Genomic DNA, 12,269 nt, shown 5'->3' with positions numbered 1-12,269 from the left:
TCGCCGCCCGCTTCCGTCGAAAGGGTGGGGGGCGTGTTAGGACGCTAAGATAACAGAATCCATTCTCCTCGGGGGGTTTCAACATCACGGGTCGCGACGCGGCCGAAAAGCGCCGAATTCCTTTGGTGCGAGGAACGTGGAGCGTTATGATCCAGGCGTGTCGAAGGGTCTGGGCCCTTGCACGCCGGCAGTGGAACCCGACCTCGCTTGTGGGTTCAGGAGTCGGTGCGGCCCCTCCTCTCGGCCGTCGCTTTCCTCCGTGCTGGAGTCCCGAATCGGAGCCAAGCACCATCCCTCCCCGTCGCGTGCATCGGTCATCTTGCGGCCGAAGGGTCGAGCGAGAGGCTGGACGCGACGATCGGTCGGCTGACCTCGGAAGTCCTCCCAACCGCACACAGCCCCCCCAGGAGCGAGCCATGACAGACCCCAAGGCCGGCGCTTCGCGCCGCGACTTCATCAAGACCGGCGGCGCCGTCGCCGCGGCCGTGTCGGTCGCGCAAGCCGCGACCCCTCTCGTCCATGCCGGCGAGGACAACACGATCCAGGTGGCTCTCATCGGGGCCGGCGGCCGGGGAACCGGGGCGGCCGAGAACGCCCTGAAGACCACCAGCGGCCCGATCAAGCTCGTGGCCATGGCCGACGTCTTCAACGACAAGTTGGAGAACAGCTACGACCAGCTGGACAAGGAATTCAAGGAGACCAAGCAGCTCGACGTTCCCAAGGAACGGCGATTCCTGGGCTTCGACGCCTACAAGAAGGCGATCGACTGCCTCAAGCCCGGCGACGTTGCGATCTTCGCCACCCCGCCGGCCTTCCGCTGGCTCCACTTCGGCTACGCCATCGAGAAGGGCGTCAACGTCTTCATGGAGAAGCCCGTCACCGTCGACGGCCCCACCTCCAAGCGGATGCTTGAACTCGGCGAGAAGGCCGCTGCCAAGAACCTGAAGGTCGGCGTCGGCCTGATGTGCCGCCACTGCAAGGCGCGCGGCGAGTTGATCGAGCGGGTCCGCGCCGGCGAGATCGGCGACATCATCACGATGCGGGCCTACCGCCAGACCGGCCCGGTCGGCTCGGCCTTCGTTCAGCCCAAGCCGAACGACATCAGCGAGCTGCTCTACCAGATCCGCAAGTTCCACGGGTTCCTGTGGGCTAGCGGCGGCTGCTACAGCGACTTCCTCATCCACAACATCGACGAGTGCTGCTGGGTGAAGGACGCGTGGCCGGTCAAGGCCCAGGCCAGCGGCGCCCGGACCTACCGCGGCGACTGCATCGACCAGAACTTCGACACCTACTCGGTCGAGTACACCTTCGAGGACGGCTCCAAGTTCTTCCTGGAAGGCCGTAATATCGACGGCTGCAAGTCGGAGTTCGCCAGCTACGCCCACGGTTCGAAGAATTCAGCCGTGATCTCCACGGCGGCCCACTCGCCGGCCAAGTGCCGCATCTACAAGGGCCAGAAGATCGGCTCCAAGAAGGACCTCATCTGGGCCTTCCCCCAGCCCGAGCCCAACCCCTACCAGCTTGAGTGGGACCACCTGATCGAGGCTATCCGCACCGACCACCCGTACAACGAGGTCAAGCGGGGCGTCGAGGCCAGCCTGGTGACGTCGATGGGTCGAATGGCCGCCCACACCGGCGAGACCATCACCTTCGACGACATGCTCAACTGCACCCACGAGTTCGCGCCGGAACTCGAGCGCTGGACCATGAACGGGGCCGCCCCGCTTCAGACGCTCCCCAACGGCAAGTACCCGATCCCGCAGCCGGGCATCATCCGCGACCGCGAGTTCGGTTGATCGCCGTCGACCGACTGAAAATGACAAAGCCCCGGGCCGCGATGAAGGTCGCGACCCGGGGCTCTTTTTTCATCGCCTCAAACTGCGAAGCGGCTCAATACGCGTCGGACGAGATCACCTCGCCGCCGTTCCGGCTCGAGAGAGCCGCCAGCGTGTTCAGGCTCATCGAGTACTTCATGAACCGCACGGAGCCGTCGCCGAACAGCCAGTTCGAGCCGCCCGGGTGGTTGCTCCACATGTGGCCCGAGGCGCAGGTCTTGGCCGTGGTGGTCCCCAGGTCCGACTCATACTTGTAAGGCATCGGCAGAGTGCACGCCCGGAAGGTGTAGCTGCCCGTGGGGACGGGCACGGCGAGGCTTCCCACAGCCTCCATGTAGCCGTAGTACCACACCGACTTGTATTCCTGTCCGGTGATGACGGGACGTTCGCCCAGAGCGATCGTGTTGCTCATGCCGTCGGTGACGCTGGCAATCGTCACGAAGGGCGGCGGGCTCGTGGTACCGCCGCGGTTCATGCGGGGAAACATGCCGTTGCGAGCGTTGCCGAACTGAAGAGTCGTCCCGTTGAGCGTCTGAGCCCATTCGTCATTGCCCGTGGAGGCAATGTAGTTGATCATCTTGTAGTTGTTCGTGATCGTCCCGCTGGTGACGTTGTAGCCCTTCGTATTGTTGCCGTCCGACGGGCAGAGATAGACCGCCACCGAAGTCGTATAGACCGTGTTCATACGCGGCACGACGTCGGTCGAAGCTTGGGACGCCTTGATATCGTTCAGCAGGTTGCCTTGCTCGATGTAATCCACGGTCTGGATGGCCCAGCCGCCGACCTGGCTGGTGATCACGGGAATCGTGGTGGAGATGCCGCCCGTGTTGTCCATGATGAGCGGGGCGCCGGCCGCGATGCGATAGACGGCGTTCACCGCCGGCAGGGTGCCGAAGGTGCTCTCAAAGTTCATGATGCCGAGGCCGAGCTGCTTCATGTTGTTGACGCACTGAGCGCGACGTGCGGCTTCGCGGGCCGACTGCACGGCCGGCAGCAATAGAGCGATCAGCACGGCGATAATCGCGATGACCACGAGCAATTCGATCAGGGTGAACGCCTCCCGACGGGGAGCCGGGCGTCGAACCGAGGGAACGATACTCATCTCTAGCCTCTCCAACGGGGACGGACGATGGGATAGGACGAACTCGACGAGCGCCGCACGCCGAGGTCAAGCTCGTGACGCGGTTCGTGAAGATAGACGGGGTTGCCTAAGATCAGCGGTCTGAGTCGCATGAAGAACGACGGAGAGCCGCCAGGATGGTCAAGAACGGTGCGGGCCTTGTCAAAGTGAGAGAAGGCGGCGAGCAGACGGCAGCGTCTCAGCTCGAAGGATATCAATCCCGACCCCGAGCAGAGCCCTGAGCCAAAGCTGAGAAGGGAGAGGGAGGAAGTCAGCCTGGGGAGACATCGTAGCATATCGATTCGGCCTCCCCAAGCATAACTTCCTCAAATGAACTTCAAATATCGCCGCTCGTTGATCGGCCGAAAGTCAGGGAGTCGGGGTCGTTCCCTTGGCCAGGAGTTCGGGAATCAACGCCTCAAGCCGGTGGCGAGCCTCGACGGAGGCGAGGTTCCCGTCCTTGTCGACGACGAAGAGAGCCGGAATCGCGTTGATTCCCCATGACGAGCTGAATTCGCTCTGCCAGTAGTTCCCCTGGTAGTACTGCGGCCAGGCGATCTCGTTCTTGGCGACGTATTCCTTGAGCGCCTTCAGGCCGCCCTTGTCTTCGGGCTGATCGAGGCTGACGCCGAGGAACTCGACGCCCTTGTCCTTGTACTCGGCGTAGAGCTTCTTCATGCGGGGCATCTCGGCGACGCAAGGGCCGCACCAGGTGGCCCAGAAGTCGATCACCACGACCTTCCCCTTGAGGCCCGCAATCGAGACGTTGCTCCCGTTGATCGCATCGGTGAACTCAAGAGCGAAGGGCTTGCCGATCGACTCGCGCTGCTTCCGAACGCCCTGGATCGACCTGACGACCGAGGCGTTGGGGAAGTCCTTGAGGATTCGGTCCTCGATCTCGGCCTGTTTCGCCTCGTCCTTCAGGCCGCGGCTGATCGCGTAGAGCAGCCCGGCGGCCCGCTGATCCTGAGGAACAGCGTTGATGAACTCGTCGACGGCCGCGAGCGCGGCGGCAGGATCGTCCTTGTGAATCTGAAGCGCGGCGCGAGCCTTGACGAAATTGCCGGCCCGTTTGAGTTGCTCGTCGTTGAAGGTCGCCAGAACCTGATCGACCTCCTTGATCAGGGCTTCCGGGGTGACCGTCAACGAAATCATGGGATTCCCCCACCGCTCCATGAGGAGGCCGGGGAGTCGGGGATGGTCGGCCTGAGACTTCAAGAGTTCGACGGTCAGCCGCGAGCGTTCCTGGCTGTACTTCTGGCCGGCCTGGTAGTAGGCGGCGACAGCGGCCTCGTCCCGACGCTGCTCCGGGTCGAGCTTGGGACGTTCGAGAGCGTCCAGATCCTTCAGGATCGCGTCGGCCGGGCGGTCGTCGGCCATCGCGAAGGCGGCGGGAACGGCCAGGGGAAGCATGGCCCCGAGAAGGGCGGCTGCAAATCTCAGTCTCATCGAGGTTCCTCAAAACGGGTGGCGGAGAACGGACGCAAGGATCGATCGCGGAAGGATCTGACGGTCTCGAGAATCAGAAATCGAGGTCGGACGTGTTCTCGCCTTCTTCGAGAAAGATCGTTCGAGTCCCCTTGCCGACGGCGGCGTCTTTCTTGAAGCCGGGCCCTTCATAGCTGACTTCGCAGGGGCCGGAGAAGGTTTCGACGGTATATTTGCCATCGCTCTGGACCGTCGCCGTCGCTGTCGGCGTGCTCGGGTCGGCGTGGTTCGGTTTGAAAACCAGGGTTCCTCCCGTCACGGCTTTACCATTCACCGCGACGACGCCCGAGACGGTCGCCTTGAGTCCCGCGCTGGCAGGAACGTCGGAAGCCTCGGAGCAGCCGCCCACGCAAGCCGCCGCCCAGATCAGACCGAACATCCAGGCTGCAAATCGCCACATGCACACACTCCAATAACACCGATATGAAAGCCGCCTTGCCTTAAAACGCCCGATCTCTCTGGCGTCGTCGTTAATGCTTCGTGTTGCCCAAAACAATCACGGACGCACCGAATCGGCGAGAATCTGAATGAGAACGCTTGACGAGGGCTGGCCCCCACCCATAGAATGCGACGCATCATCACTGGAATAGGTAGGATTCCACGCGAGGCTCGTCAAGAAGGGGCATTCAACGACTCTCCGCCCCCCCCGTTTTTCTTAGGGGTGATCTGGACTCGCTGCACTCGGTGAATGAACAATACGAGCATCGACGACCAAAACGCGGTCGCAGGGGAAGAGGAGATGCCCCGCGAGGCGCTTGTCGGTGTTTCTCAGCTGCCTTTCGAATGATGGAGAGGTAGCATATCCAGTCGATCGCGACTTGGTAAAGAGAATAGTTCCTCGGATTTTCGTCCACGAGTCGCTATTCCTACTCCTCTCCTCTCTCACTCTCTCAGCAGCCTCGTGCGCCTGAGGGTTGTACCGTACCCGCCAACCCCCTCCAGAAAGTTGCACGGGGTCTTTGGGTGTTTCAAGGCCTCGGTCTTCGCCGATCCTCGACGGCCGCGAAGGTCTAGCGCGCACCTGACTTTACGCGTGTCTCGGTTGATGCTTGAGAAACGCTCCGGGGTCTGGTACGAAGCTTGAGGTGCCGCCGTGGTCCAGGCGTGGGCTGGGCGGACCATCGATCTCGGAGGCGAGGGTGATGACCGAACGATGGACAAGGCGGGAGTTGCTGGCCTATTCGGCCTTTGGAGCCGCGACCGCGGGTCTGGCTCCACGGTCGAGCAGCGCTCAGGAGGAGCCGGCGGCGCCCAAGCCCAGCGGTTCGCCCAACGAGGCGATCACGTTAGGGTTCATCGGGGTCGGAGGAATGGGGTCCGGCCTTCTGAACATCTTCAAGGAGTTCCCCGACGTTCGGGTCGCCGCGGTCTGCGACGTCTACGAACCTCACGTTCGACGCGCCAAGGAGGCGGCTGGCGGCAAGCCTGAAACTTACGGCGACTTCCGCAAGGTTCTCGACCGCAAGGACATTGACGCCGTCGTGATCGCGACGCCCGACCACTGGCACGCGATCCCGACCATCATGGCCTGCCAGGCGGGCAAGGACGTCTACTGCGAGAAGCCGCTCTCCCATCGCGTGGCCGAAGGACGGGCGGTCGCAGACGCCGCTGCCAAGTACAAGCGGGTCACGCAGATGGGGAACCTCATCCACGCCACCGAGAATTACCACCGGGTGGTTGAGATCGTCCGTTCGGGAGCCCTCGGCAAGATCACCAAGACCCGAGCCTGGATGGCCGCATCGCGAGAGAGCATGGGCCGCCCCGCCGACGCCTCTCCGCCCCCCGGCTGCGATTATGATTTCTGGCTCGGCCCCGCCCCCGAGCGGCCGTTCAATTCCAACCGCTTCACCTTCAACTGGCGCTGGTTCTGGGATTACGGCGGCGGCATCCTTACCGACTTTTGCTGCCATCTGATCGACCTCGTCCACTGGTCGATGGAGGTCGACGCCCCCAGGACCATCTGCGCCACCGGCGGGCGTTACGCCTCGAACGACAACGCTGAAACCCCAGACACGCTGGAAGTCTCCTACGAATACCAGAAGGGGGACGACCATTTCGTCCTCGCCTGGAGCCAGACCGACGCCAGCGACCACGGTTTCGACGGGAAGCCGTCGGGCGTGATGTTCCAGGGGACCGAGGCGACTCTCGTTACCAATTACACCCACCATGAGATCTTCCCGGTGAAGGGGAAGACGATCGCCGAAGTGCCCAAAACCCTTCCCCGTTCGGTCGGTCATCATCGCGAGTGGCTCGACGCCATCCGGACCCGAGCGACCTGCTCCTGCAACTTCGAGTACGGCCACCGTCTGACCACCGTCGGCGAGTTGGGCAACATCTCGCTCTGGACGGGGGAGAAGCTCGCCTGGGATCCAGCCGCCGAACGAATCACCAACCACGTCGAGGCGAACCAGTTCCTCACGAAGGAATACCGCAAGCCGTGGGTCCTGCCGACCGTCTGAACCCGCCCCCTTCCTTCATTCCAGCCAGGGAGATCTTCATGCAACGGATCCTGTTGGCGGCCGTCGTCGCCGCCTGGGCGTCGTGGCCCGCCGCCGCCGATGAGCCCAAGTGGAAGAAGCACACGATCGGCGCGACCAGTGAGTTCGAAGCGGCCGGCGCGTTGGACGTCGACGGCGACTGCAAGCTCGACATCGTCTCCGGCGGCTTCTGGTACAAGGCCCCGGAATGGACCCAGTACCCGATTCGCGAGGTCACACGAACCGGGACCTACCTCAACGACTTCGCTGTGATCCCGATCGACGCCGACGGCGATGGCGACAAGGACTTCGTCACCGCGGCGTACTTCTCGAAGGACGTCGGCTGGGTCGAAAACCCCGGCAAGCTCGGCGAGAAGTGGACCTACCACCTCATCGATACGCCCGGCCCCAGCGAGGCCGCGGCCGCCGTCGACCTCTCGGGCGACGGCGTTCCCGACATTCTGCCCAACTCGACCAACGTCGTCGTCTGGTACGAGGTCAAGAAGAAGGCCGACGGCAAGGGCGTCGAATTCAAGAAGCACGACTTCGGAACGGCCGCGGCGGGACACGGCGTCGGCACGGGCGACGTCAACCTTGACGGCCGCACGGATCTGCTCACCCCCAAGGGCTGGTTTGAAGCGCCTTCCGACCCCGCCAACGACACCTGGGCCTGGCACCCCGACTGGAACCTCGGCGCCACCGGCATCCAGATCACCGCGAAGGACCTCGACGGCGACGGCAAGGTTGAGTTGGTCTACGGCATGGGCCACAACTTCGGCCTCTTCTGGGCCAAGCAGTCGACCGGCCCGGATGGTAAGACCGTCTGGACCAAGATGCCGATCGACGAGCGCGTCGCCTCCGTCCACACCCAACTCTGGGCGGACGTCGACGGCGATGGCAAGGCCGAGGAACTGATCAGCGGCAAGCGCGTCTACGCCCACGAGATCGAGCCGGGCGCGACCGACGGCTCCCTCGTCGCCTGGTACAAGTTCGACCCCAAGGCCAAGGCCTGGACCAAGCACGTCATCTTCCAGGGCGAACCGGCCAAGAACGCTCCTGAAAAGGGTCCCGATCGTCGGGCTCTCAAGGACTTCCCCGCCGGCACGGCCGGGACCGGTCTCCAGGTCGACGCCGTGGACATCGACGGCGACGGCGACATCGATCTCGTCTGCCCCGGCAAGAGCGGACTCTATCTGTTCGAAAACCTGGGCACCAAGTAAGCACCGTTCGAGTGGGGCGGCTTCGGATCGCCGGGTCGCCCCACATCGACGCTCTTGGCGCAAGGCCAAACCGGCTTTACAATCCAAAGCCCTGCCGCTGGTGCGGCCGGTGCAAGAGAACGTCGAGGGCGCCCCTCGGAAGAGGCCCAATGGAACTCGAAGAAGCGTTAGTGCAGATCACTGAGATCCGCACGCAGATGGCGCGGACCGAGGTGTTCCGAGGTTATCGCGCGGTCCCCGCAGCGTTCTCCGGCGCCGTGGCGCTGACGGCCGCGACGGTGCAGGCGATAGCCGTTAAGGACCCGGTGCAGAACTATCCGGCGTACCTGACGCTCTGGATCGGGGCGGCGGTCGTCAGCGGCGCATCGGCGGTGGCCGAGATGCTGATCCACGCGAGATCCTCCGACTCCTCGCTCACCCGCGAGCAGACGGCTCTGGCGATGGAGCAGTTTTCCCCGTGCCTGGCGGCGGGAGGACTGACGACCCTCGTCATCGCGAGGTCTTGCCCAACGCTGGTCTGGATTCTGCCGGGTCTCTGGCAGATCTTTTACAGTCTGGGCATTTTCGCCACGTCGCGATTGCTGCCCCGTCCGATGCTGCTGGTTGCGGTCTTCTATGGGTTGACCGGGCTGGCGACTCTGGCCGCCGCTCAGGGCGAATGGGCCATGAACCCGATCGCCATGGGACTTCCCTTCAGTGTGGGGCAATTCCTGGCGGCCGCCATCCTCCATCGGACCCTGGAGAGCGACTCCCATGACGCAGCCTGACGTCCGGCCCGACGAGCCGACCGGCCGATTCGCCTACGAAGGGCTGGAACGGATCTTCCACGAAAAGGCGCGGCTGGGGATCATGACCTCGCTGGTGACGCACTCGCGCGGGCTCGTCTTCGGAGACCTGAAGGATCTCTGCCAGCTCACCGACGGCAATCTCAGCCGGCACCTGCAGATCCTTCATGAGGCCGGCTTCGTCGAGATCTGGAAGGGCTTCCACAAGAAACGGCCCCAAACGCTCTGCCGGGTCACGGAGAGAGGCCGACGCCGCTTCCTGGAGTACATCAACGTCCTGGAAACGGTCGTCCACGATGCAATGAAAGCCGCGGCCGACCCGGCGGCCGGCGGCGGCCTTGCCGAAGGTTGGTCACCCGTCTGATCTTGCTCAGACGGGCCTCGATCGTCACATCCCCTCGCTGAGGAGGGTCGGCCCATGCCCGCGGAGATCTGGCGGCCTTCTCTCGACCTGGCGCTGCACCGCAACCGGAACCGCCCCGAGCTTCGACTCGTGCAGTTGGCGACGGTTCGCTCCGACGGCCGGCCCGCGATCCGCACCGTAGTCTTCCGCGGCTTTCTCGACGACGCCCGGAAGCTGATCTTCACCACCGACGGCCGAAGCGCCAAGCACGCCGAAATCGAGGCCCATCCTTACGGCGAGATCTGCTGGTACTTCCCGGAGACCCGCGAACAGTTCCGCCTCGCAGGCTACCTGGCCCTCGTCGACGAGGCATCGATTGAGCCCGAACTGCGTCAGGCGCGGGAAGACCTCTGGGCTGAGTTGAGCGATGAGACGCGACTCAGCTTCACCTGGCCGACGCCCGGAGAACCACGCAACCTCTCGATCCGCTTCCCCACCACCGCGCCCGACCCGTCCCGCCCCGTTGACTCGTTCTGCCTGATGATCCTCACGGCGATCGAAGTCGATCATCTGGAGCTTCAGGGCTCCCCTCAGCATCGCTGGAAGTATGAGGCCGATTCCCTCGGCCGCTGGTCGGGCCGCGAGGTCAATCCCTGACCTCGCAGGCCCTCCCGGGGTCCCGTCAGGGTCGCTTCTGCGTGAGCATCCAGTCGATCGTTTCGGGATCGTTGTAGGCGCGGTCCCAGCTGTTGTGCGGGACGTTGCGATACTCGGTGTAACCAGGGTGCCCCCCCGCGTTACGAAAGGCCTCGATATTCATTCGCAGGCCGAGGTGAAGCTTGGGCGAGTCGTCGTCGCCGACAAACGCCCGCATGGGGGTCTTCAGAAGATTGACGACGTCCTCAGGCTTGCCAGGCCCGCAGATCGGCACGGCTGCAGCGAACTTTTGAGGGTTCTGGCCGCCAATGCTCCATGTCCCCATCCCCCCCATAGAGAGACCCGTCACGACGATCCTCGCGGGGTCGACCTTGTAAGCCTTCATCACGTCGTCGAGCGCCTGGAGCGCGGCCTTGGCGTCGTCGGAGTCCGACTGCCAGGTCTTCCGGGCCTGAGGAAACACCACGACCGCCGGGATTCCGCCGCGATGGACGATCGCCGGCCCGAGGCCGACCTGCGAGGGGATCGTCCCATCCTCGCCACGCTCGCCGGCGCCGTGGAGAAAGAGGACCCCGGGGTAAGTCTTCGATTCGTCGTAACCCTGGGGCACGTAGACCGTGTACTTACGATCGCCTTCAGGCGTCGCGACGGTTCGGAGGTGGAAGCCGGCCGCCTTCGGATCGGCCCAGACGCCAGGCGACGGGACGCGTTGAATCATCACGTCCTTGAACTGCACCTCCATCGGCCCGCCGGAGTGGACCTGCAAGGCGATCAGGCCGTCGCGGGCCACCGTCGGGTCGGTCTCGGTGTAGGAGACCGAGGTGACGCCGTTGAGGTAAGTCGTGATCTTGTCGCCGAACGCCCGGATGACGTACTGGTTCCAGTCCTTCTTGTTGAGCTTCTCAAGCGCCTCCTTCGAAGCCGTCACAAGCGTCTTCTTGCGCCTCGACTCGTCATAGAGGCTCCCCCAGTACCCCTCGCCGATGTCGGCCTGGTAGCCGGACATCTCTGTGCCCGGGATCCGCACGCTCCGAAACTGGACGCCCGTGTTCCCCTTCCCGTCGATCACCCGAAAGCTGAGCGAAAGGACGAAGTCGCGGTACGATTCCTTCGTCGCCAGGAAGACGTTGTTCTTCAAACCGTTCGACTTGCCGACGATCATGCCGTCACGCGCTGACCAGACAGTCGTGTCGCCTTCCCAGCCCGTGAGGTCTCGGCCGTTGAAGAGCGGAACGAACCCGGCGGTCTCGACGATGGGCGGCTCGCCGTCGAGCTTGCGCGACCAGTTGGTGAGGATCGATGCGAAGTACGTCCCACCGAGATTGCCCTGCCCGTCGGGCGTAGTCGAATAGGTCCCGTCCGACTTGCGGCAGCGGGCGATGAACGACCGAAGGCGGTCGAGATCGGGCTTCTCCTTGAGCATGTAAAGCGCCCGCATGATTCGATACGAGCTGCCAAGATCCGATGGGCCGCCGTCCTTGGACCAACCGCCGTCGGCCTGCTGTCCGGCCTTCATCGCGGAAACGGCGGCGTCGCGATTGACCAGGCTGCCCCCCGCGCGAAGCAAGGTCGCCGCGACGGTTCCGGCCGCGAACGCCTGGCCGGGCCCCTCGCGGAACGTTCCGTCAGGGTTCCCCAGCTTCTGGATCTGCTCCATCCAACGCGGGGAGTCCGGCGATAGGCTGTCGACGGCCTCCATCGCGGCGACCGCCATCCGGACCTGCTCATCCTCCTTCGCATGCTCATGAAAGTAGGCGATGGCGGAGTCGACGAGCGGCTTGTCGACGATCTTGAGTTCAGCCGCGGCGAGCAGACCTGTCGAAGTCGTCAGCGAGTCCGCCTTGCCGCCGGGCGTCGGGGCGAAGCCGCCGTCGACCTGGCAGGACTTCACGTACTTGATGCAGTTGAGGACGTCCGGGACCGAACCGCCGACGTACTTCAGAATCCGCAGGGCCGAACTTGTCGAGCCCAGCGTCGAGGCTTGTCCCGGCGCGGAGCCGAAGCCGCCGTCCTTGTTCTGGAGCGAGGCGATGTACGCGCCTGTCTGCGCGAAGTCGGCCGGAGTCTGCGCCCGAATCGCCGAGGCTGCGGCGACGAGGATCAGGACTGCGGCGAGAGTTCGGATCGAACGTCTTCTCATGGCGGACAGACTCCTGAGGATGGCTCGACGCCCTGGGCCACGGAAATCCCCGGCCCACGCGGACGCTTTCGACAAGTCTGCCGCGCCCGGCGGACGTGAGCAACGCTCCGCCCGACTCGATTCCACCGGCGCATCCTGGGGCTGATCGAAAACCCTGAACGATGGCGTCGAGCGGGCGGGTTCGACTATGATGCTGCGATCGCC

The 12,269-nt window shown here is 64.1% G+C and carries 10 protein-coding genes; 6 read left to right on the top strand and 4 right to left on the bottom strand.

The features are described 5' to 3' along the window. Positions 1–416: 416 nt before the first annotated feature. The gene (locus G5C50_RS20350) at positions 417–1,796 is read left to right on the top strand and encodes a Gfo/Idh/MocA family protein (protein ID WP_165072364.1); all 1,380 of its coding nucleotides are present in this window, start codon (positions 417–419) and stop codon (positions 1,794–1,796) included. A gap of 94 nt (positions 1,797–1,890) precedes the next feature. Here G5C50_RS20350 and G5C50_RS20345 read toward each other — a convergent pair whose 3' ends face one another. The 3 genes from G5C50_RS20345 to G5C50_RS20335 form a co-directional block, all read right to left on the bottom strand. Further along, on the bottom strand, positions 1,891–2,937 hold the full coding sequence (locus tag G5C50_RS20345; protein ID WP_165072579.1) for a DUF1559 domain-containing protein: 1,047 nt from the start codon (positions 2,935–2,937) through the stop codon (positions 1,891–1,893). 387 nt (positions 2,938–3,324) lie between these two features. Continuing rightward, positions 3,325–4,404 (bottom strand): TlpA family protein disulfide reductase, encoded by a 1,080-nt coding sequence (locus G5C50_RS20340; RefSeq protein WP_165072362.1) that lies wholly within the window; start codon positions 4,402–4,404, stop codon positions 3,325–3,327. A gap of 73 nt (positions 4,405–4,477) precedes the next feature. Then, a complete protein-coding gene (locus G5C50_RS20335; RefSeq protein ID WP_165072360.1) occupies positions 4,478–4,843 on the bottom strand; it encodes a hypothetical protein in 366 nt (121 codons plus the stop codon). A gap of 742 nt (positions 4,844–5,585) precedes the next feature. Here G5C50_RS20335 and G5C50_RS20330 point away from each other — a divergent pair. The 5 genes from G5C50_RS20330 to G5C50_RS20310 all read left to right on the top strand — a co-directional run bounded on the left by G5C50_RS20330 (position 5,586) and on the right by G5C50_RS20310 (position 9,925). Then, complete coding sequence (locus G5C50_RS20330; protein WP_165072358.1) at positions 5,586–6,902, top strand: Gfo/Idh/MocA family protein; 1,317 nt, start codon at positions 5,586–5,588, stop codon at positions 6,900–6,902. Positions 6,903–6,940: 38 nt separating this feature from the next. Next, the gene (locus tag G5C50_RS20325; protein WP_165072356.1) at positions 6,941–8,140 is read left to right on the top strand and encodes an FG-GAP repeat domain-containing protein; all 1,200 of its coding nucleotides are present in this window, start codon (positions 6,941–6,943) and stop codon (positions 8,138–8,140) included. A gap of 149 nt (positions 8,141–8,289) precedes the next feature. Then, positions 8,290–8,907, top strand: a complete 618-nt coding sequence (locus tag G5C50_RS20320; RefSeq protein WP_165072354.1) for a hypothetical protein — start codon at positions 8,290–8,292, stop codon at positions 8,905–8,907. After that, the gene (locus tag G5C50_RS20315) at positions 8,894–9,289 is read left to right on the top strand and encodes a transcriptional regulator (RefSeq protein WP_165072352.1); all 396 of its coding nucleotides are present in this window, start codon (positions 8,894–8,896) and stop codon (positions 9,287–9,289) included. The genes G5C50_RS20320 and G5C50_RS20315 overlap by 14 nt, the downstream gene beginning before the upstream one ends. A gap of 54 nt (positions 9,290–9,343) precedes the next feature. Beyond that, complete coding sequence (locus G5C50_RS20310) at positions 9,344–9,925, top strand: Npun_F5749 family FMN-dependent PPOX-type flavoprotein (protein WP_165072350.1); 582 nt, start codon at positions 9,344–9,346, stop codon at positions 9,923–9,925. Positions 9,926–9,950: 25 nt separating this feature from the next. On the opposite strand, the gene G5C50_RS20305 is transcribed toward G5C50_RS20310, so the two are convergent. Beyond that, positions 9,951–12,065, bottom strand: a complete 2,115-nt coding sequence (locus G5C50_RS20305) for a family 16 glycoside hydrolase (protein WP_165072348.1) — start codon at positions 12,063–12,065, stop codon at positions 9,951–9,953. Positions 12,066–12,269 lie beyond the last annotated feature (204 nt).

The sequence above is a fragment of the Paludisphaera rhizosphaerae genome (genome assembly GCF_011065895.1).
In the GTDB taxonomy this organism is placed as follows: Bacteria; Planctomycetota; Planctomycetia; order Isosphaerales; family Isosphaeraceae; genus Paludisphaera; species Paludisphaera rhizosphaerae.
Note: the sequence above shows the minus strand (reverse complement) of the source record. Positions and strands in the feature narration are given on the sequence as shown.

Coding starts and splice junctions, on each gene's coding strand:
- G5C50_RS20335 (WP_165072360.1), bottom strand. CDS start 4,843: ATGTGGCGATTTGCAGCCTGGATGTTCGGTCTGATCTGGGCGGCGGCT.
- G5C50_RS20305 (WP_165072348.1), bottom strand. CDS start 12,065: ATGAGAAGACGTTCGATCCGAACTCTCGCCGCAGTCCTGATCCTCGTC.
- G5C50_RS20350 (WP_165072364.1), top strand. CDS start 417: ATGACAGACCCCAAGGCCGGCGCTTCGCGCCGCGACTTCATCAAGACC.
- G5C50_RS20320 (WP_165072354.1), top strand. CDS start 8,290: ATGGAACTCGAAGAAGCGTTAGTGCAGATCACTGAGATCCGCACGCAG.
- G5C50_RS20345 (WP_165072579.1), bottom strand. CDS start 2,937: ATGAGTATCGTTCCCTCGGTTCGACGCCCGGCTCCCCGTCGGGAGGCG.
- G5C50_RS20315 (WP_165072352.1), top strand. CDS start 8,894: ATGACGCAGCCTGACGTCCGGCCCGACGAGCCGACCGGCCGATTCGCC.
- G5C50_RS20325 (WP_165072356.1), top strand. CDS start 6,941: ATGCAACGGATCCTGTTGGCGGCCGTCGTCGCCGCCTGGGCGTCGTGG.
- G5C50_RS20340 (WP_165072362.1), bottom strand. CDS start 4,404: ATGAGACTGAGATTTGCAGCCGCCCTTCTCGGGGCCATGCTTCCCCTG.
- G5C50_RS20310 (WP_165072350.1), top strand. CDS start 9,344: ATGCCCGCGGAGATCTGGCGGCCTTCTCTCGACCTGGCGCTGCACCGC.
- G5C50_RS20330 (WP_165072358.1), top strand. CDS start 5,586: ATGACCGAACGATGGACAAGGCGGGAGTTGCTGGCCTATTCGGCCTTT.